At 55.6% G+C, this 19,790-nt stretch carries 22 protein-coding genes and 2 pseudogenes; 13 read left to right on the top strand and 11 right to left on the bottom strand.

Annotation, left to right across the window (positions count from 1 at the left end; genetic code table 11):
- The first annotated feature begins 226 nt into the window (after window positions 1–226).
- From HU715_RS04740 to HU715_RS04720, 5 genes are all read left to right on the top strand, one after another.
- Window positions 227–478 carry a hypothetical protein gene (locus HU715_RS04740; RefSeq protein WP_225917554.1) on the top strand — a complete coding sequence of 84 codons (252 nt, stop codon included), beginning with the start codon at window positions 227–229 and terminating at the stop codon, window positions 476–478.
- Between the two features lie 481 nt (window positions 479–959).
- Window positions 960–1,493: a hypothetical protein gene (locus HU715_RS04735; protein ID WP_186705206.1), complete on the top strand. Its 534-nt coding sequence runs from the start codon at window positions 960–962 to the stop codon at window positions 1,491–1,493.
- Window positions 1,494–1,757: 264 nt separating this feature from the next.
- A complete protein-coding gene (locus tag HU715_RS04730) occupies window positions 1,758–2,276 on the top strand; it encodes a hypothetical protein (protein WP_186705207.1) in 519 nt (172 codons plus the stop codon).
- A gap of 596 nt (window positions 2,277–2,872) precedes the next feature.
- Window positions 2,873–3,478 carry a hypothetical protein gene (locus tag HU715_RS04725; RefSeq protein ID WP_186705208.1) on the top strand — a complete coding sequence of 202 codons (606 nt, stop codon included), beginning with the start codon at window positions 2,873–2,875 and terminating at the stop codon, window positions 3,476–3,478.
- A gap of 90 nt (window positions 3,479–3,568) precedes the next feature.
- Window positions 3,569–4,543 (top strand): hypothetical protein, encoded by a 975-nt coding sequence (locus HU715_RS04720; protein ID WP_202892774.1) that lies wholly within the window; start codon window positions 3,569–3,571, stop codon window positions 4,541–4,543.
- A 368-nt stretch (window positions 4,544–4,911) separates the two neighbouring features.
- On the opposite strand, the pseudogene HU715_RS27595 reads toward HU715_RS04720, so the two are convergent.
- The 3 genes and pseudogenes from HU715_RS27595 to HU715_RS04705 form a co-directional block, all read right to left on the bottom strand.
- A pseudogene (locus HU715_RS27595) lies at window positions 4,912–5,051 on the bottom strand (DUF4113 domain-containing protein); the annotation flags it as partial.
- Window positions 5,052–5,057: 6 nt separating this feature from the next.
- Entirely contained in the window at window positions 5,058–5,849 is a 792-nt protein-coding gene (locus tag HU715_RS04710) for a hypothetical protein (protein WP_186705209.1), read from the bottom strand.
- A 171-nt stretch (window positions 5,850–6,020) separates the two neighbouring features.
- Window positions 6,021–6,662: pseudogene (locus HU715_RS04705) on the bottom strand (DNA adenine methylase); the annotation flags it as partial.
- 243 nt (window positions 6,663–6,905) lie between these two features.
- Here HU715_RS04705 and HU715_RS04700 point away from each other — a divergent pair.
- Window positions 6,906–7,148 carry a CopG family ribbon-helix-helix protein gene (locus HU715_RS04700; protein ID WP_092145358.1) on the top strand — a complete coding sequence of 81 codons (243 nt, stop codon included), beginning with the start codon at window positions 6,906–6,908 and terminating at the stop codon, window positions 7,146–7,148.
- On the top strand, window positions 7,138–7,422 hold the full coding sequence (locus HU715_RS04695) for a type II toxin-antitoxin system RelE/ParE family toxin (RefSeq protein WP_046064729.1): 285 nt from the start codon (window positions 7,138–7,140) through the stop codon (window positions 7,420–7,422). The genes HU715_RS04700 and HU715_RS04695 overlap by 11 nt, the downstream gene beginning before the upstream one ends.
- A gap of 203 nt (window positions 7,423–7,625) precedes the next feature.
- On the opposite strand, the gene HU715_RS04690 is transcribed toward HU715_RS04695, so the two are convergent.
- Together HU715_RS04690 and HU715_RS04685 are read right to left on the bottom strand one after the other, a co-directional pair.
- Window positions 7,626–7,934: a BrnA antitoxin family protein gene (locus HU715_RS04690; RefSeq protein ID WP_028237682.1), complete on the bottom strand. Its 309-nt coding sequence runs from the start codon at window positions 7,932–7,934 to the stop codon at window positions 7,626–7,628.
- Window positions 7,912–8,187 carry a BrnT family toxin gene (locus HU715_RS04685; RefSeq protein WP_053178631.1) on the bottom strand — a complete coding sequence of 92 codons (276 nt, stop codon included), beginning with the start codon at window positions 8,185–8,187 and terminating at the stop codon, window positions 7,912–7,914. Before HU715_RS04685 ends, HU715_RS04690 begins: the two co-directional genes overlap by 23 nt.
- Window positions 8,188–8,366: 179 nt before the next feature.
- On the opposite strand from HU715_RS04685, the gene dusA reads away from it, so the two are divergent.
- Window positions 8,367–9,353, top strand: coding sequence for a tRNA dihydrouridine(20/20a) synthase DusA (gene dusA, locus HU715_RS04680; protein ID WP_189656110.1), 987 nt, complete (start codon window positions 8,367–8,369; stop codon window positions 9,351–9,353).
- A 178-nt stretch (window positions 9,354–9,531) separates the two neighbouring features.
- Window positions 9,532–10,458: a transaldolase gene (tal, locus tag HU715_RS04675; protein ID WP_186705210.1), complete on the top strand. Its 927-nt coding sequence runs from the start codon at window positions 9,532–9,534 to the stop codon at window positions 10,456–10,458.
- A gap of 210 nt (window positions 10,459–10,668) precedes the next feature.
- On the opposite strand, the gene rssC is transcribed toward tal, so the two are convergent.
- The 3 genes from rssC to HU715_RS04660 form a co-directional block, all read right to left on the bottom strand.
- Complete coding sequence (gene rssC / locus HU715_RS04670) at window positions 10,669–11,151, bottom strand: anti-sigma factor antagonist RssC (RefSeq protein WP_025212773.1); 483 nt, start codon at window positions 11,149–11,151, stop codon at window positions 10,669–10,671.
- Window positions 11,151–12,332: a two-component system response regulator RssB gene (rssB, locus tag HU715_RS04665; RefSeq protein ID WP_053120765.1), complete on the bottom strand. Its 1,182-nt coding sequence runs from the start codon at window positions 12,330–12,332 to the stop codon at window positions 11,151–11,153. Before rssB ends, rssC begins: the two co-directional genes overlap by 1 nt.
- Window positions 12,333–12,676: 344 nt before the next feature.
- Window positions 12,677–13,366, bottom strand: a complete 690-nt coding sequence (locus HU715_RS04660) for an MlaA family lipoprotein (RefSeq protein WP_186705211.1) — start codon at window positions 13,364–13,366, stop codon at window positions 12,677–12,679.
- A gap of 202 nt (window positions 13,367–13,568) precedes the next feature.
- On the opposite strand from HU715_RS04660, the gene pcrP reads away from it, so the two are divergent.
- Together pcrP and HU715_RS04650 are read left to right on the top strand one after the other, a co-directional pair.
- The gene (gene pcrP, locus HU715_RS04655) at window positions 13,569–14,189 is read left to right on the top strand and encodes an HAD superfamily inactivated hydrolase PcrP (protein ID WP_186705212.1); all 621 of its coding nucleotides are present in this window, start codon (window positions 13,569–13,571) and stop codon (window positions 14,187–14,189) included.
- Between the two features lie 108 nt (window positions 14,190–14,297).
- On the top strand, window positions 14,298–14,561 hold the full coding sequence (locus HU715_RS04650; protein ID WP_186705213.1) for a DUF4404 family protein: 264 nt from the start codon (window positions 14,298–14,300) through the stop codon (window positions 14,559–14,561).
- A gap of 172 nt (window positions 14,562–14,733) precedes the next feature.
- On the opposite strand, the gene queF is transcribed toward HU715_RS04650, so the two are convergent.
- Together queF and copI are read right to left on the bottom strand one after the other, a co-directional pair.
- Window positions 14,734–15,564, bottom strand: a complete 831-nt coding sequence (gene queF / locus HU715_RS04645) for an NADPH-dependent 7-cyano-7-deazaguanine reductase QueF (protein ID WP_186705214.1) — start codon at window positions 15,562–15,564, stop codon at window positions 14,734–14,736.
- Window positions 15,565–15,625: 61 nt separating this feature from the next.
- A complete protein-coding gene (copI, locus tag HU715_RS04640; RefSeq protein WP_186705215.1) occupies window positions 15,626–16,147 on the bottom strand; it encodes a copper-resistant cuproprotein CopI in 522 nt (173 codons plus the stop codon).
- Between the two features lie 151 nt (window positions 16,148–16,298).
- On the opposite strand from copI, the gene HU715_RS04635 reads away from it, so the two are divergent.
- Window positions 16,299–16,979 carry a heavy metal response regulator transcription factor gene (locus HU715_RS04635; RefSeq protein ID WP_186705216.1) on the top strand — a complete coding sequence of 227 codons (681 nt, stop codon included), beginning with the start codon at window positions 16,299–16,301 and terminating at the stop codon, window positions 16,977–16,979.
- Entirely contained in the window at window positions 16,976–18,328 is a 1,353-nt protein-coding gene (locus tag HU715_RS04630) for a heavy metal sensor histidine kinase (RefSeq protein ID WP_186705217.1), read from the top strand. The genes HU715_RS04635 and HU715_RS04630 overlap by 4 nt, the downstream gene beginning before the upstream one ends.
- 202 nt (window positions 18,329–18,530) lie before the next feature.
- Here HU715_RS04630 and HU715_RS04625 read toward each other — a convergent pair whose 3' ends face one another.
- Window positions 18,531–19,775 carry a lipoprotein-releasing ABC transporter permease subunit gene (locus HU715_RS04625; protein ID WP_186705218.1) on the bottom strand — a complete coding sequence of 415 codons (1,245 nt, stop codon included), beginning with the start codon at window positions 19,773–19,775 and terminating at the stop codon, window positions 18,531–18,533.
- Window positions 19,776–19,790 lie beyond the last annotated feature (15 nt).

The raw sequence follows: 19,790 nt of genomic DNA, 5'->3' as shown, positions 1-19,790 counted from the left end.
CGCTCTGCTTAGTTTTTCTTCGAGGCGAAACCCATCAGATGAAGCGACCTAGGTTACCGGGGAGCGTACCAGGCGATTCAGTTTTGAGAGCTCAAAGACTCTGCAGCTCTAGCAGCTCTGCAATCGACGTCGCACATAATTTAGGGAAGTTTCCTACGCGCCAATTTCTTGCTGAAGTTTTATCAGAAAGCCTATAGTTCCGGCGCTCATCAATGAGTTAATGACTATGAAGTTTTATCAAGAGGGCGATAAGAGTCGAGCGATTTGCAGTCACTGCGAAGGCTTGGTGCAGACGACATTTACCCGCAGAAACGTACCATTCGACGATGGTCTCGGTGAGGCAAATGGCGTTTTGGTTTCAGTGTGTGACGTATGTGATCAGGTCGTGGGGGTACCCGCGCAGTCCATTCCTGCAATCAAAGCAGCTAGAGAGGCTGCAGTTTTATCTATCGAAACAAAACACCTGCTCGTATCTTGATCGATTGGATCAAGCGATGCACATGATCCCATTACCCCTACAAGCTATTTCACGGTCCCACCGCTTTTCCGTCGCCCCCATGATGGATTGGACGTAGTCGCTCGTCTGCCCCCCGGCCAGCCTGGCTAATTCTTCAAAAAAACATTGCTTTGTAGCAATTTCTAAGCATGCAACTATTACCGACCACCAAGGGCACCACCGGTACTATGCTTGTCCTTTTCGAAAGGAGTCGATGCTATGTCGGACGAATATTCGTTATCGGACGCGCTGGAAAGGAAGCGTTTTGGGACGATATCTTAGACTCGCTGCGGCCTATGGCGGGCTGAATATGCCTTAATTTTTCCCTAAACCTTTCTAACCGCTTTCAAAAGCTGATGTCAGAGCACTGTTGTTTCTTCCACCGGTCCGCGATAGCTTGGCATCTTCAGATGCCCCAGGGCCTGAAGCACCATCTGGTGTCTCTTACTCGCTGGACTTAATCATGATCCGAACAATCGAGATCCTCAGCCTCCTGGTGACCTTCGTATTGGCATCTCTTTGGATTCACAATCCGTCAGGGAACTACGAACCTTTTACGATTATTTCGGGGATAGTGTTCGCCGCGATGGAGATATGCCGAAGGAAAGCATCGAATAGCACCGCACCAACGGTATTGCCATCACCCGGCGAAGGTGGTGCAGGCGGAAATGCGAAAGCCGGGGGTGGTTTCGCTACTGGCGGCAAAGGCGGCGGCGGAGGCGTCCCCGGTGGCGGCTCTGGCGGAGCTGGGGGGAATGCCGAAGTCAGCGGTTATGGCCGAGCTATAGGCGGTGAAGGTGGAGAGGCAGGCCAAGCCGACCGTGGCGGAAGAGGAGGAAAGAATCCTTTAGAGGCTCATGGAATACCCAATCAGCAGCTTCCCGATGGCCGATGGCTATGGGAGTTTGGTCGCGGCGGCGATGGTGGCGATCCTCACCACCACAGCACCTCTGATCAGGCGCAACCGGGCAACGATACCGACTCACCTATTCGATGAAATCCACACTCTGTCGAATGTATACGCCGATTGTGCTGGGGTATGTGGTAGAGCCTGGGACAGAGGCTCGTGTTTCCTGGCTGCAACACCCGTTTTAAACCTCTTGCATAAATGCATATTGACATTGAATGGCATGGCTTGGCGTACGGTTTGCCCCATTTTTGCCCCATCGCGATCATAATCCGACAGGGGGTGTCATCTATGCGATATTGTGCTAACTACCTAATATTTCTCTGCGTTAAAGACAGACAAGAGAGGGTTGCGATGTTCCGCTTATTTCTTTCTGGCTGCCTGATAGGCTTATTAGGCTTACTGCAAGGTTGCTCTAGCGGTCCATCATTAGACCATCAGCCTTATTATAGGGGGCCGGCAGAAGCAAGCAACGACACCGCAACAATCTACGCTTTTCGTCCGTTTCACGTCGCTGCTCGTCGCATAACCCTGCATATAAAACTTGATGAACAGCAGGTGGCAGAGTTACCTTCTGGCGGTTATCTACAACTCCAGGTGCCTGAGGGCACTCACTTTTTTGAGGCTAACACTTCCCCGTTAGGAGGCTCCTTCATTGGAGACCGTTTCAATCTCACCGTCAAAAAAGGCCACGTATATTTCATCGCCGGCGAAATCCTTGAAACACGCCCTTCTGACGATCAGACGCTTGGTATTGTTAAGGATGGTCTCTTTGGCGGTGAGCGGCTTTTTTTCCGCTGGGCTATGGTCCCGCAAGCACTGGCTGAGGAGAGGATAAGTTTTTGCCGTCTGGTGCCCCCTGCCCCAATTTAGAACTCTATAGGGCTTGCCAAGTGGCAACGGCATCAATCAGCAAAAAAGACCCTCGTAAGAATCCCTATCTCCTAATACGGACAGGGATTCACCTCCTCAGCACGCCAATGGCGGATTGAGTGGATTAATCGCTGCCCCATCGCTCCGCTTGCTTAGCGTCACTTTTCTCGTCATTTCCGCAGCAGATATTTAGCAACTGCAACTCGGCGTCGTTCAGCCATGCGGTACTGGTCGAGAAACACACCCCTATGGAGAGTAAGCTGCGTTTGACGCTCAACCTAGGCGGCCATCTCAAGGCAACTAGATATGCGAACTCCGAAAAGCACTGCCAAAGCTTGTCCTTGTTGTGATAACCATATTCCGAACTATACTTGAGCCTAAAATATGACCCATCCAACACAGTCCCTACCGCTCCCCAACTGTGTTGGCACCCAACAAAGTGCCGTATCCCGCCCATGTAAGCGTGCTCTCAAGGCATGTGAGTGGCACGGTGGAGCTTGAGATGGCCCACGGCAGGCCTTGCCTTACATTGACGGAGGTATATTTGTTCGCCGCATCAAAAACAATATCAACCACAACCGATTGGAATAACCGGAATGTTTAAACGGCTAATTGAAACAAAAATATCAGCAGAGTGGCTTTTTGACAAATTTTGGCCTGTTTTCTGGATGTCAGCAGGCGGCCTGATTACAGCGCAAGTCACTTCAATCTCTGACTTATTTAAATCATTCGACCCCCTAGTAGTTTTTACCTTATCTATAATTGGCGCCTATTTGACGCTAGGTTTTTACTTTTTAATAATCAAATCACAAAAAATTGCAATACAAAACCGTCGAGCCGAACAAATGCTCGCAGCAACAACAACAAACCCTCTCGAAAAAGAATTTAAGCAAAAAATAATAAACATTAACGATTTTTATGACCCATACTATACGCCACATATAAAAAAATCATTTGTCGATTGTCAAATTATAGGCCCAGGAAACCTCTTAATTCAAGGTGGACAATTAATTAGATGCGAGCTAACACACGTTCAAATCGCAATAATTAAGGATGAAGGAAAGCTTTTTGGAGTAACAATTCTCGACAACCCAATAATAACAAATACCATGATAGCAAATTGCACACTATTGATGACCCTTGACAACTACAACTCCTTATCAGACAACCTAAAGAAGCACATTCCAGTTATCAATAGATGATAAACCTTTTTATCCAAACCGCACTAATGGATCATGACTTGCAAAAAAATGCACCCCAAGTTATAATTTATTAATTCTCGAGAAAGCTCTATGCGACCAATTTCAAAACAACGCTTTAATGCTTTTGCCGCATATTGCAGAACACCACTTACCATACTTATAGGTGATGAACTGCACTGGTATGAGGCCGACAACTCTCGAATACTAGCAACACTAATAAGAGATAAACCAGACAGAGAATACACCGGAATAATTTTAGCTCGCGATGAAAAGCAACGTTATCGCTGGATTTCCTCAACTGCTTTTTTCAAAACAAAAATCATGGCACGTTCAGCTCTTAGAGATAAAATCTTAGAAATCATTCCAGACCTTGACCGACTTCGAGCTCAAGATGACAACGATAAAAAGCCTATAGATTTTTTTACACCTCTAGAGAAAACCAAAAAGCCTCTTAACGAGTCTTTTCTTTCCCTCACAACGCTTGAGGGATATTCCCCGGCCAAGACCATCATAGAGCCCATGATGCGATGGTATGAGGATGCTGACGGGAACTTTGTCGAACAATTTCAAACCACTGGCTTTGACTCCCGAATATGGGAACTGTATCTCTTTTCATTATTTTCTGAAGCCGGTCACATTATAGACAGATCCAAAGCCGTCCCTGACTTTTGTTGTACGGGACTAGCGGGTGATTTTTGTGTCGAAGCTACGACTGTAAACCCCTCACGAGACAAGAAAGGTGAGATTGTTCCACCTCCTAAATTTGAGAGTCAAGATCAATTTAGAGCAGCGCTGCGCGACTATTTTCCAATTAAGTTCGCTGGCCCATTAACTGAAAAGTTACGAAAGCGCTATTGGGAGCTTGAGCACGTGCAGGGAAAATCCCTACTCCTTGCGATACAGGATTTTCATACACCTACAGCGATGACACTTACTCGGGATGCATTGCCGGCCTATCTTTATGGCGTCCGTCCCGTTGAGACACCGACGCCTGACAACTTTGTTGAGCGCATTGAAAATCACCAATGGGGTACCAAAATTGTTAAATCAAATTTTTTTAACTAGAGGGCGCTGAGAATATCAGCGCGGTAATATTTAACTCAAGCGCACCGTTTCTAAGTTCAATAGAATTGGTCTTCAGGCAGGATTTGGATCTGATCGAATTAAAATTTTACGATATGGAACCGCATATAAAAAATATAGAAATATATTTAATATAGAGCGTTACTCTTCATACATATCAAATAGCAATTCTATTGAGCAATGGGTCGAGGGGCTCGATGTCTTTCATAATCCACGTGCCATTCTCCCCCTGCCTATGAATACTCTATCAGGAGCTAGCCACCATTACTTAAGAGAAAACGGAGAAATTGAAAGCTGGCTTCCTGACTGGCACCCCATCCAGTCTTTCATCAACATTGAAGTTGGATAAATTATTCACACTCTGCAACCCACAACTGATCCAGCTTAGTGGTAAAGCTACGACTTATCATCTTCCGTCGCATCTCCCAAGGTGGATTACAGACACACTAGCAGGGCGAAGCGTTCCCCTTCACCAGCGACTGTTGATCTGATATGTTTAGAAAACAAGGTCGAGTAACTGCGACGAGTCTAAAAAAACGCTCTTGACTAAAGGCTCAATGATTTGCCCATTTCGCTCCAGCACGAAACTGAACCTAAATTCTCGCTCACGCTTATAATCGAGCGGCTTGATAAATTCCATTTTATCCGTTCGATTAAGGAACTGTTCTAAGACATATGCCTCTCCCGCATGCAAATCAATTTCCCGGCTAACGTATTCCACCTCTTGGTACGAAGAAACTATGCGAACTTCTTCCAGCGGTATTTCAACCGGAACGATATAACTCCCCAATTCACGCTGCTCACGAATATGAGAGAGCAGCAATTTACACAAGCGCAATCGAAATTCGTGCGCGCCTGCTGCTCTCATATACCAATAATCATTACAGCCTGCGAACATCCCCTCGCAATCACGTAATTTACGTACCTTTGACATACAGAAGATGAATCGATTATATGCTTCGCGCAACATCATTACGTGAGCATCACTAACTATTACCGTGTCCTCAGTGACTATCTCAACGGTTTGCTCGATGACGTGTATATGATACTTCCCAATAACCGGCTCACTTGGCACATTACCGAGCATGGTGCTCCCACTGAAAACGGTGTTATACCATTTAATTGGCAGGGCAACTGAACCATGGATTTTAAATTCAAATCGCAACATGCCTTCTTCTTTATCCACTAAGGCAGCATTCTCAATGGTTCGATATTCATGCAACGTTCCAAGCTTAAGCGCCCCATGCTTGATGTGATGCTCAGTTTTGCAGCTTTTTGACAGAAGCATTTTGTTCTCTCGTAAATAGCATTAGAAATCTTGGAAGTTGAACATCTCGGTTGAAGGTATGGTGCAACCTAATGAGATGCTACCCTCTTTACCGAACCGAGGGTGGAACGTTGCGCTCAGCTTAGGGCGGTGCAGAGCATTAACGTACCAGAAAAAATATGTAATTCATTGATTTACTGCCAAGGCCTCTCTGCCCTTGCAGCGGCATATGAAGTGAGCCATGCGCTCGTAATTTTCGACCGGAAAGCCGACGCCATAACCAGCGGTCTGCCAGTTCGTTCGGTCCATGTAGTGGAACGTGTGAGCGCGGTCGTAGCGCTCAGCACAATCGAGCCAGGGGAGGTTTTCGACGTAGGTGCCGGACAGTCGCTGCCATGCGGCCGAGAGGTTCTCCTCGATCCGCAGCAGGTTGATGGCCGGGCCAGTGGTCGCGGTGCCGAACGTCTGCCCGGTGACCTTGCCGGCGAAGGCATGGTGCTGCAGGTAGAAGAACCGAGCGGCGCGTTGGATGTCGGTGAGGGTTTCAGGACGGGTCATTTTCTGCCACTCGAACACCTGGCGGGAGCTGAGCGCCCATTTGAACTGGCGCACGAATTCTTCCAGGTGGTTCTGTACGACGCGATAGAGCGTCACCAGGTCGCCGTTGATGTCATTCAGGACTTCAGCCGGGGAGGCCTGGGGTCGAATGAAGTAAAGCGCGGCACCGCCGGCGAAGACCTCGACATAGCACTCGAGTGGAGGAAAAAGCGGAATGAGGCGGTCGGCTAGGCGGCGTTTGCAGCCCATCCATGCGAAAGAAATGGACAGATTCATTAAATTTTCTATCAAGAAGGCAATAAGAGTAAGAGCCGAGCAATTTGTAGTCACTGCACAGGCCTGGCCCAAACCAGATTCACCCGCAGAAATGTACCCTTCGACGGCGGCGTCTGTGAGGCTTTTTCAGATCAGCGCACGAGGGGAACAATTCACGTCGAGACACACCTTGCGACGGCCTGCTGATTCAAGCGCTCGGTCAACGGTGTAAGATGCCCGAAAACGTCCACCATCGAGGCTGCCATGTCCGGCATATCCCTGAATCTGCCCGAAGACCTATCGAACTCCCTCGCCGATCTGGCCAAGACCAACGGCCAAAGTGCGAGCTACCTGGCGATGGACGTTCTTCGCGACTACATCGAACACGAAAAAGCGCTGACCACACAGATCGAACTTGCCGTAAAGGAAGCTGACCAAGGCAAATTTGCTACCGATGAGCAAGTGGCAGCGATGCGCGCTCGGCGCTGGAGTCAGAATGCAGGTTGAGTGGCTGGAAAAAGCACTCAAAAACCTGGAGGACGAAGCCAACTATATTGCACTTGAAAACCCCAAGGCTGCTGACGACTTCTCCGAAGCGATCTTCGCCAGCGTAGACAAACTGGCTCAGTTTCCCGCAATGGGTCGAGAAGGACGAGTCAAACAGACGCGGGAATGGGCAGTACCAAACTGGTCTTATCTGATTCCGTATCGCGTACACGGTGATCGCCTCCAAATCCTCGGCGTATTTCACACTCGACAACGCCCCCGCTCCAACTGGTGAAGTCGACGTAATATTGCTCTCCCAGCACGTCCTGTCCTGATCTGATAAATTGTGCCATCCGCCTCGCTGATTCATATTCCCAACGCCCCCTACAAACTGCCCCGCTCTACGGATTTACTATACCGTTACCGAGAAAAAGCTAATCGGCACGCAGCAAAAAGCCGCCCCATCGGCGGCTAATTATTGCGAATAATATCTGGCGACTAAGCCTTCAGCTCTTCTGGTGTATGCGTCTTGAGCCAATCGGCCAAGGCGGCGTTCATCCGTGTTTGCCAGCCCGGGCCAGAAGCTCTGAATCTCTCCAGCACGTCAGCATCGAAACGAACATTGACGTGCTCTTTAGTGGCTACCGACTTGGGTCGACCACGCTTTGGCTTGAGCATTTCCTTTGCCTGAGCTTTGCCAAACAACCCACCAAGCACCTCGCTGGCTGGTTTGGCCTTGGCAAAGTCTTCGGTCGACCATTCGGGGTTTGCCGTATCGACCCTCTCAGGACTGGGTTTCTTGGTCATAATTTTTGACCTCCCGTTTGTTGGCTTTACGAAAGCTGATGACGTGAACCGCGTCACCCCGTGGGGTAAACACTACGACATGCAGCCGATCCCCTATGTACCCCATCGCCCGATAACGACACTCGCCGTAGTCGAATCGATCATCTTCCAGGATCAATGCTGTAGACCATTCAAAGTCCCGCACGAGGGCAAACGGAAGTCCACGTTCTTCGACGTTGCGAGTGTCTTTGGCTGGGTCATAAGTAATCTGCATGAAATTATCGTAGCCACAATAAATCGTTAACACAAGGTCTGCTTAGAAACCCTAAACCGAGCAAGCGCTTTTTCTGGTTGTCACGGAAGATTGGGGGCCAGGCTTGAGAACCCGCCAAGTACCTGACAAGCATCCCTGATAAACTGCGCCCCATTCGCCCCGATAACTCAGATTCCCCAATGCCCCTACAAACTGCACCACTCTCCCGCCGCTTCTCCGTCGCCCCCATGATGGATTGGACCGACGCCCACTGTCGCTTCTTCCTACGCATCCTCTCCAAACACGCCCTGCTCTACACCGAAATGGTCACCACCGGCGCTTTACTCAACGGCGACCACGAACGCTTCCTGCGCCACCACCCATCCGAACACCCCCTAGCCCTGCAACTAGGCGGCAGCGTCCCGACCGACCTCGCCGCCTGCGCCCGCATGGCCCAGGAGCACGGCTACGACGAGGTTAACCTCAACGTCGGCTGCCCCAGCGACCGGGTGCAGAACAACATGATCGGCGCGTGCCTGATGGGTCATCCGGACTTGGTGGCCGATTGTGTGAAGGCCATGCGCGATGCGGTGTCGATTCCGGTGACGGTCAAGCACCGCATCGGGATCAATGGGCGGGACAGTTACGAGCAGTTGTGTGAGTTTGTCGGGACGGTGCGCGAGGCCGGTTGCACGAGTTTTACCGTGCATGCGCGGATTGCGATTCTGGAGGGGTTGTCGCCGAAGGAGAATCGCGACATCCCGCCGCTGCGTTATGACGTGGCCGCACGGTTGAAGGCGGATTTTCCGGAGTTGGAGATTGTGCTCAACGGCGGAATCAAGACGCTGGAAGCCTGCCACGAGCATTTGCAGACCTTCGACGGCGTGATGCTGGGACGCGAGGCTTATCACAACCCGTATCTGCTGGCCGAAGTGGACCAGCAGTTGTTCGGCAGCACCGCGCCGATTATCTCTCGGGCCGAGGCGCTGGCGCAGTTGCGGCCTTATATCGCCGATCACTTGGCCGCGGGTGGGGCGATGCATCACATCACCCGTCACGTGTTGGGGCTGGGGACCGGGTTCCCGGGGGCGCGGCGGTTTCGGCAGTTGTTGTCGGTGGACATTCACAAAACCAAGGATCCGTTGGCGTTGCTGGATCAGGCGGGGCAGTTGCTGGAGGGGCGTTAACCGTCACTTGCTTTGAACCTGCGGGCGGTTTTGGCATCGTATCTACCGATACCGCCCCGGCCTTTCAAACAGCCGTTTTCAGGTTGTTGCCGCTGGGGCCCGTCGATACCTCTTCACGCCCTTGAGTGGCTGCCGGCCCTCGGGTAATGTCAACAGACCCATAGGACAGAGCACGCTCATGACTTCCAAGCTGGAACAACTCAAACAGTTCACTACCGTCGTGGCCGATACCGGCGACTTCGAAGCCATCGCCCGCGTCAAACCCGTCGACGCCACCACCAACCCTTCCCTGCTGCTCAAGGCGTCGGCCATTCATGGCTATGCCGAGCAACTGAATGCCTGCGTGGCGGACTGCAAGGGTGATGTGGGCCTGGCCAGCGACCGTTTTGCCGTGGCGGTCGGGCAAGAAATCCTGAAAGTGATTCCAGGGCGTATTTCCACTGAAGTGGATGCGCGCCTGTCGTTCGACACCGAGGCCATGTTGAAGCGTGCGCATCGTCTGATCGATCTGTACGAAAAGGCCGGCATTGGCCGCGAGCGCGTGCTGATCAAGATCGCCTCCACCTGGGAAGGCATTCGCGCGGCCGAGCAGCTGGAGCGTGAAGGCATCCAGTGCAACCTGACCCTGCTGTTCTCCTTCGCCCAGGCCGCCGCCTGTGCCGATGCCGGGGTGTTCCTGATTTCGCCGTTCGTGGGCCGTATCTACGATTGGTACAAGAAAGCCAACGGCAACGATTACACCGGCGCGGATGATCCGGGCGTGCAGTCGGTGACGCGTATCTACAACTACTACAAGGCCAATGACTACAAGACTGTGGTCATGGGCGCGAGCTTCCGCAACCTCAACCAGATCGAGCAACTGGCCGGTTGCGACCGCTTGACCGTCAGCCCGGACCTGCTGGAAAAACTCGCCGCAGACGAAGGCAAGCTGGAGCGCAAGCTGGCACCTGGGCAAGCCGGGGAAGCGCGCTTGATCCTCAACGAAGCGCAGTTCCGCTGGTTGTCCAACGAAGACGCCATGGCGACCGAGAAACTGGCTGAAGGCATTCGTCAGTTTGCCCGGGACCAGGAGAAGCTGGAGGCGTTGCTGCAAGCCAAGCTTTGAGCTGATTCAGCAGGCATGCAAAAAGGGCGAACCTGAAATGGTTCGCCCTTTTTTGTGTGGCCTGGGATGTGGTGGGTTGATAAATGCCATCGCGAGCAGGCTCGCTCCCACAGGAGATTGGGGGCAGATCCAAAGATGTGGTCGATGCAAGACACTGTGGGAGCGAGCCTGCTCGCGAAAGCGTCAGTTCGATCTACACAAGCCCAAGGCTCAGGGACGCTCCAACGCATTCACCAGATCATGAAACGCTTCACGATTGGAGTCGTTCAGCCCCATGAGAATCTTGTGGGCTTCGAGCACCTTGATCCGCACTTCCTCTTCGGACTGGTCCTGGTCAGGCAGGTCGTCCAGGCATTCCGGGCACGGCACAGGGTCGCCCACGATGTTGAACACCTGGTCGAAGCCCATCGATTGCAGCAGACGGGTAATGTCATTGTGGGTGGTGACGACGGTCGGCAGCAGGCCGACCTTTTGCCGCGACAGGATTGACAGCTTGGCCAACAGGCCCAACGTGGTGCTGTCGATGCTGCGGGTTTCGGTCAGGTCGATCACGATGGCGCTGAAATTCAGCGCGGTGAAGATCCGCTCAATAGTCGCATCCAGCGCCGAACACAGGGTCAGGCGCACTTCACCGACAAACTTCAGGACGAAGGTGCCGTCCTGCTCGGCGAACTGGATTCTACCGGTACTCATCAAAGGTTCCTGCTCAACACTAACAGGGCGATATCATCCGGCATCTCCCCGAGCGTGGCTAATCCAAACACTTGGCGCAAGCCTTCCAGGCTGCCGCCCGCTGCACTCACCCGTTCAGGCAAGGCCGCTTCTTTCTCTTTGAGTGTAGGTTCTGTCAAAAGGTCCAAAATGCCATCAGACATCAGCGTCAGGCTGAAGGTCGGCGGCAATTCAAGCACATGGTCTTCGTAGGTGGCCTCGTTGAACAGGCCCACCGGCAAACCACGCCCTTCCAGGTAACGAACACTGTCTGGCGTATACAACACAGGCAAAGGCAGGTGACCGCCGATGCTATAGGTCAACAAACCAGTCTCCTCGTCGATGACTCCACCGACCATTGTGACGTGTTTGCCCAGCTTACAACTGATCAGGCCTCGGTTGATATGCCCAAGGACTTCCGAAGGCTTGAACTCTGGCAGCGTGCCGTTGCGCTTGGACTCGAACAACAGCCGCGTGGTCATGAACTTCAACAGCACCGTCACGAAGGCCGAAGACGCACCATGGCCGGAAACATCCGCCAGGTAGAACGCCACTCGCCGCTCGTCAACGCGAAAATAGTCCACGAAATCGCCCGACAGGTACAACGACGGGATGATCTGGTGGGCAAAGCGGAAATCGTCGACGGTCCAAGGGCTGACTGGCAGCATGTTCATCTGCACTTGGCGACCGGCGTTCTGGTCTTCCTGCAACAGGTTCAGGCTGGCTTCCAGCTCGCGGTTGGCGGTTTCCAGCTTCTCGCGGTAGCGCTGGTTTTCCACCAACAGGCGCGAACGGTCCAAGGCCCGGCGCACCGAATGCTCGAGCACGGCAAGGTCTTCAAGGGGCTTGATCAGGTAATCCGCCGCGCCCAGGCGCAATGCCTCGACCGCGTCGTTCATCACGCCCGCGCCCGACACCACGATCACCGGCGTCTGCGAGGAGATCTCGGTGACTTGGCGAATGAGTTCGAGTCCGCCCATCTGCGGCATGCGCAAGTCGCAGATGACCAGGTCGGGCTTGTCTTGCTCGAATACCTGAAGACCCTGTTGGCCATTGCTGGCCTGCAGGACGCTGAAACCACTGTCTTCCAAGTAGGCTGCGAGACTGGCTCGCACCACTTCGTCATCGTCGATTATCAGCAGCGTGGCACTGGTTTTTGGCATGTGGGCAAACGGCGCCAGAATTAGGTTGGCGTAGCGGGCTGGGCGGTCTGGCCTGGCACGCACTACTGGATTCGCTTTCTAGCCTCTCTGTAGTACCGGTTTCAGGCCATTGCCCTACACACAATCACATCAGAGGTGCCCTTCTAAGGCGCAGACGGTACTCCCATCCGCGGGGCGTTTCAAGCTCATGCAGATAGCCGCTTGCCGTCTTTATTTGTCAAAGCACAGAGAGTTATAAGAACCGAGCGAAGCGTAACTCAATGGAAGGATCAAACCCGCTCAAACCCGCCCCGAAAGCACAGAAGGCGGCCTTATGGGCCGCCTTCGTGGTTTACAGGACGAAATTAAAAGTCGTCTTCGACCTGCCCATCCTTGACCTTGAACTCGCGGTTTTGCAGGTAGGCGTTGCGGATAAAGACATATTTGTCGCCACTCACCATTTTCTCGGCCGACAACAGGCTGGCGCGGGTGTCGACGATGTTCAGGCCCCAGATGGAGTTACGCACCGAAACGTTATCGATATAGCGATACGGGGCGGTGTAGTTATCCACCAGCTTGGCCGGCGCATCTCGCAGGGTGCTTGGCCCCATCAGCGGCAGCATGACATACGGACCACTGCCCACGCCCCAGTAGCCGAGGGTCTGGCCGAAATCTTCATCGCTGCGCTGCAGGCCCATCTGGGTACCCACGTCAAAGAAGCCCAGCAGGCCGAAGGTGGTGTTGAAGATCAATCGGGCGGTGTCGACCCCGGCAGCGGCCGGCTTGGCCTGCAGCACGTTATTGGCCAGGTTGCCGACGTCACCGATGTTGCGGAACATATTGTGGATGCCGTCTTCGAGGAACTGCGGCGTCACGTATTGGTAGCCCTGGGCCAGTGGCTTGAGCGCATAAGTATCGAGGGTGTCGTTGAAGGTGAAGATGGGCCGGTTGACGCTTTCCCAAGGATCTTCTTCCGTAGCGGCCTGGGCGGCGAACGGAACCAGCAGGACGCAGGCGGAAAGACACAGCTGAGCTAGACGATGGCTCCAGCGCATAGGGGAAAACTCCTTGGATTATTCAGGCAAGGGCGCCGAGCCCAGGCGGTAAGCTGGCTAGTATAAGACGGAACGCGAGGATAGGCAGCACCGAAAAAACATGCCGGCCGTAGGACGATTCGGCTACTGGCGCCCTTCACTTCACTGTCACCGGACTGTCATCCGCGCGCTTTAGGCTGCTGGTTATTTCAAGGACGTTCCCATGCCCCGCACCGAAGCCCTGCCCCTTCCTGCTCCCAGCCTCACCGCTGTACTGTTTGGCCTGAGCGGGTGCCTGGTGGATTTCGGCGCGCGCATTCGTCAGCCAGGGGCAGCGCCGGCGGATCACGCCCAGCCGACACCCGGCGCGTTGGAAAGCCTGCAAAGCTTGCAGCATCTGAACATCCCCTGCGCCTGGCTCGACGAATTGCCCCCCGCCACCAGTCATGGCCTCGCGGCCGCATTGCCTACGTCCATCAAAGCACCGCAACTTCCTGCAACAAATTATCCATGGCCGGCTCCGCACGCCTGCTGGCAGGCCCTGATGGCGCTGAATGTCCAGCAGTTGGACGGCTGCGTGTTGGTCAGCGGCGAACCCCGGTTGTTGCAGTCTGGGCTCAACGCAGGTTTGTGGACCATCGGACTGGCCTCCTGCGGCTCTTTGTGTGGCCTGGCGCCCGCCGAGTGGCAAGCATTGAGCCAACAGGCGCGGGAAGCCAAACGCGCCAAGGCCACCGTGCAGTTGTTCAGCCTGGGGGTGCATTCAGTGATCGATCACTTGGGCGAACTCGAGACTTGCCTGGCCGACATCTGTCTGCGTCGCATTAAAGGCGAGAAGCCCTGACCGGGATCATGCAGGGCGCGTGAGTGTGGATTACTCTTAAGGCAGGCCATGGACTTTTGACACATCGTCGCGGTCCATGGTGTGCCTATCAATAAAGGGAGTACGCCAATGCCTGCCCGCGAATTGCAAGAACAGCTCAATAAACTGCGCGAGCAATTGGACCACAATCCACCGCTGTCCGAAGCCGAGCGCGAAGACCTGCACACGCTGATGCAACAGATCGAACTTGAGCTTGAGTTGGAAACCAAAACACAGGACACCAACCTCGCCGACAATGTGAACCTGGCCGTCGAACGCTTCGAGCTGGAGCACCCCACCTTGGCCGGGACCTTGCGCAACATCGTACAAACCTTGGGCAACATGGGGATCTGAACCCTTTAAATGCAAAAAGCCCTGCTATCGCTAGCAGGGCTTTTTAATTCAGGTAACTTGAAATGCAGTTCATTGTGGGAGCGAGCCTGCTCGCGATTGCGCACTGTCAGCCAACACCAATGTTGAATGTGCCGCCCTCATCGCGAGCAGGCTCGCTCCCACATTTAGAGCTTTATTGGCGGACCAGGCGATGGTTCGGCAGTTGAACGGCTTCAGTACTGCGATACGGGTTGATGTCCAGCCCACCACGGCGCACATACCGCGCATACACCGTCAGTTTCTCCGGCTTGAGCAACCGCTGCAGGTCAAGAAAGATTCGCTCCACGCATTGCTCATGGAAATCCGAATGCTGGCGGAAGCTGACGATGTAGGCCAGCAGGCTTGCCGGGTCCAGGGCCGCGCCGCGATATTGCACCGCCACGCTGCCCCAGTCTGGCTGGCTGGTCACCGGGCAGTTGGACTTGAGCAGGTGGCTATGCAGGCTTTCCTCGACGATGCGCGAAGCATCGCAATGCAGCAGTTCCGGGCGCGGATGCGCGTAGGAATCGACGCTGATGTCCAAGTCGTCAATGCACGCACCGGGCAGCGCCACGACGCCTTCGCTTTCCACATCCTTGAGACTGCGAATCCGTACACCCACTGGCTTGCCGGCAGCCGCCGAAAGGTCTTTGCGCAGCGTCGCTTCCAGGCTCGCGGTGTCGGCGAACGGGGTCTGGTTCAACGAATTGAGGTACAGCTTGAAGGATTTGGATTCGATGATATTCGGTGAATCCGCCGGGATCGCGAATTCGCCGATGGCCACCACCGGCTTGCCGGACGGCAGCAGCCACGACAGCTCGAAACAGTTCCAGAAATCCACGCCCTTGTACGGCAGGGTCTCGGCCGTCAGGCCCAATTCCGCCCACTTCGCGGTGCGCGGGATCGGGAACAGCAGTGACGGCGTGTACGTGGCGATGTATTCGCTGGACTTGCCCAGCGGCGAATGTTCGGCTGCGGGATGCATGATGGAAACCTGACTGAAGAATCAGCGGATTCTATCAGCCTTTGCCGCCGCCTTTGAGTGCTTACTGACTGACTGTCAGGTCGCCCTTCATCCCGGCCTGGTAGTGGCCGGGAATATTGCAGGCGAATTCCAGGCGCGTGGCCTTGCTGAAGGTCCAAGTCAGCTCGCCGGTCTTGCCCGGCTCCACCAGCACGCTGTTGGGATCATCGTGGCGCATGCTCGCCTGGTCGTGGCCCATGGCGGCGTGATCCATCCCTGGCTTCATCGCGGTCGGCAGCAACTGACCGCTCTGCTGCATCTTGAGCATTTCCTGTTGATGGTCGGCGTGCATGGCCGCGTTGCCCAGGTTGAATTCGTGGAGCAACTGGCCTTTGTTGACCAGCACGAACCGAACGGTCTCGCCGGCCTTGATATCCAGTGCTCCGGGATCGAACGTCATGTCACCCATCACCACCTCGATGCTGCGACTGGCCTTGGTCGCCGGTGCAGGCTGGCCGAAATCATAATGCCCCGGCGATGCCCACGACGGCGCACTGAGGGCCAGTGCGCAAGCGGCCAGGATCAAGCGTTTTCCCATCAACATGTCCATACTCCAATCAGGTTCGGCGTGTGGGAAACTCTATCGTTGCAGGCCTGCCAATCGGCTTACAGCTCGATTACAACTTTGTCAGGTTGCGCCACGAACCCACCCGCCACGGTATAACGCCCTCGTCCCAACCTGCCTCGAGCCGCCCATGAAATTGCTGATCGTCGAAGACCAAACCAAAACCGGCCAATACTTGCGCCAGGGCCTCGGCGAAGCCGGGTTCACCGCCGACCTGGTGGCCGACGGCATCACTGGCCAGCAACTGGCCTTGAGCGGTGAATACGCCTTGCTGATCCTCGACGTGATGTTGCCCGGCCGTGATGGCTGGCAAATCCTCCAAGCGGTCCGCGGGGCCGGCCTGGATACCCCGGTGCTGTTTCTCACCGCACGGGATGCGGTGCAGGACCGGGTCCACGGCCTGGAGCTGGGCGCCGATGATTACCTGGTCAAGCCCTTTGCCTTTTCCGAGTTGCTGGCGCGGGTACGCAGCCTGCTGCGGCGAGGCAGTTCGACGCAACAGGAAACCAGCCTGCAGCTGGCCGACTTGCGCCTGGACCTGATCCGCCGCCGCGTCGAACGCAGCGGCCGGCGCATCGACCTCACCGCCAAGGAGTTCGCGTTGCTGGAAATGCTTCTGCGCCGCCAGGGTGAAGTGCTGCCCAAATCGCTGATCGCCTCCCAGGTCTGGGACATGAATTTCGACAGCGACACCAACGTCATCGAAGTCGCCATCCGGCGCCTGCGCATCAAGATAGACGATGAGTTCCCCAATAAGCTCATCCACACCGTGCGCGGCATGGGCTATGTGCTTGAAGAGCGCATCCTGTGAGGGGCCGGTGGTCGCTGAGCAGCCGCCTGGCGCTGCTGTTCGCCGCCTGCGCGGCGGTGGTGTCGTTGTTCGCCGGGGTCTTGTTCAGCCGGGGTAGCGAGGCGCACTTCATCGAGCTGGACCAGCAATTGCTCGAAGGCAAGCTGATCGGCCTGCGCCGGGCCCTGCAAGACCTTAACGCCGAGCAGACCCAGAGCCGCCTGGAAGATGAACTGAGTCGTCAGGCCGACCTGGCGCTGCGCATCAAGGGCAGCGATGGCGTGCGTTGGTACGACAGTTCGATCCGGATTCCAGCGCAATTGCCGGAGCGCCCCGGCCTGTCGACCCTCAGCGATGCCGACAACGATTATCGAGTGTTGAACGCGCCGCTGTACCCCGACCGAACCGATTCGCCGCAACTGACCTTGCTGCTGGATATCACTCATCACCAGCATTTCCTGCAGCGCATGCAACGGCTGATCTGGCTGACCGTCGGCCTCTCGGCCCTGGCCACCGCCCTGCTCGGTGCCTGGGCCGCCCGGCGCGCCTTGCGGCCGTTGCGACGCATGGGCGCCATTGCCGGCAATGTCTCGGCCCGCTCCCTCAACGCCCGGCTACCAGAAGAACAAATGCCCGCCGAACTGGCGGAATTGGCCCACAGCATCAACGCCATGCTCGGACGCCTCGACGACGCGTTTCAACGGCTCTCCGCGTTCTCCGCCGACATCGCCCACGAATTGCGCACACCGCTGTCGAACCTGCTGACCCACACCCAAGTGACCCTCACCCGCGAGCGCTCCCTTGAGGATTACCGCGAGGCGTTGCACAGCAATCTCGAAGAACTGCAATGGATGGCGCAACTGGTCAACGACATGCTGTACCTGGCCAAGGCCGACCACGGCCTGCTGGCGCTCCATCGCGAACCGCTGCAATTGGCCGAGGAAGTGGACATGTTGCTGGATTTCTTCGCGCCCCTGGCCGAAGACGCCAACGTACGCCTGAGTCGCGACGGCGAGAGCCTGATCGAGGGTGATCGCAACATGCTACGTCGAGCCCTTTCCAACCTGCTGGACAACGCCCTGCGCTTCACCCCGGTTGACGGCGAAGTGCGGGTGAGGATGGTCGATGGGGCTCAAGGGGTGAGCGTAAGCGTTGAAAACAGTGGCGAGGGAATTCCAGCGGATTTGCTGCCGCGCCTGTTCGACCGATTCTACCGCGCCGACCCGGCCCGCCAGGAAGGCAGCAGCGAACACGCGGGGCTTGGACTGGCCATCACCCGCTCGATCATCCGCGCCCATGGCGGGCAGATTCGCTGTGAATCGGCCGATGGCTGGACGCGGTTTTTGATTGAACTGCCAAAGGGTAATTAAGGCCGACGCAAGTCCCTGTGGCGAGGGAGCTTGCTCCCGCTGGGCTGCGCAGCAGCCCCAAATGCTGCGCACGCATGCGCGGAACTTCCGTTTTTTTGGGAGCGCTTCGCGCTCCAGCGGGAGCAAGCTCCCTCGCCACAAGAGCAATCGTCACTTGCCAGTGGGCTTGCAGTGAGTCAGCAAACCCACTGTTGCAGGGGCCTCAGGAATACCGCAACGCCTGCGCCGGTTCGATCTTCGCCGCGCGCCACGCCGGGTACACGGTGGCGAGGAAGCTCAGGATGAACCCTGCCGAGCAGATCAGAACAACGTCCCCACGCTGCAGCTCCGACGGCAGGTTGCTGACGAAGTACACATCGGAACTGAAGATGTGCTGGCCACTGACCCGTTCCAGCCAACCCACCAGCGCACTGACGTTCAACGCCGCGATCACGCCCAGCACGCCACCGATCAGCGTGCCGACGACGCCGATCACCGTGCCCTGGACCATGAAGATCGCCATGATCTGCCGCGGCGTGGCGCCGATGGTGCGCAGGATCGCGATGTCCGCGCCCTTGTCGTTCACCACCATGATCAGGGTCGCGATGATGTTGAACGCCGCCACCGCGACGATCATCAGCAACAGCAGGCCAATCATGGTTTTTTCCATTTTCATGGCGCTGAACAGGCTGCCCTGGGTGTGGGTCCAGTCGTCAGACTTGTAACTCGCACCAAGACCGGCGGCGATGTCACCCGAGACCTTCGGCGCCGCGTACAAGTCTTTCACCGCCAGGCGCACGCTTTGCACCTGGTTCGGCTGCCAATGCTGCATCTGCGCGGCATCGGCCAGGTGAATCAGCGCCATGGAGCCGTCCAGCTCCGCACCGACCTTGAACACACCCACGACATTCAAGCGCTGCATCCGCGGGGTAATACCGCCCGGCGCGGTGCTGACTTCCGGCACGATAAGGGTCAGTTTATCGCCCACGTTCAGGCGAAAACGCCGAGCCGTGATCTCACCGATCACCACGCCAAACTCGCCCGGCTTCAAGGCATCGAGACGCCCTTGGACGATATGCTGGGCAACGATGGACACCTTGCCTTCCTGGGCCGGGTCGATGCCGCTGATCTGGATCGGCTGCATCGAACCCTTATGGCTCAGCATCCCTTCCATCTCGGTAAACGGCACGGCCGCCGTGACTGCGGGATTTTTCAGCGCCGCGGCGGCCACCGGCTGCCAGTCGTCGATCGGATTGACGCCGACGATGGTGGCGTGGGGCACCATGCCGAGGATGCGCGAGCTCATTTCGCGCTGGAAGCCGTTCATCACCGACAACACCACGATCATCGCCAGCACGCCCAGGGCGAGGCCGATCATCGAGGTCATGGAGATGAACGAAACAAAGCGATTGCGGCGCTTGGCGCGGGTATAGCGCGTGCCGATGAAAATCGATAACGGTCTGAACATTCGCTGGGCACCGTA

This window comes from Pseudomonas zanjanensis, from assembly GCF_014268745.2.
Taxonomy (GTDB): Bacteria; Pseudomonadota; Gammaproteobacteria; order Pseudomonadales; family Pseudomonadaceae; genus Aquipseudomonas; species Aquipseudomonas zanjanensis.
This window is presented reverse-complemented; position numbering and strand designations above follow the sequence as displayed.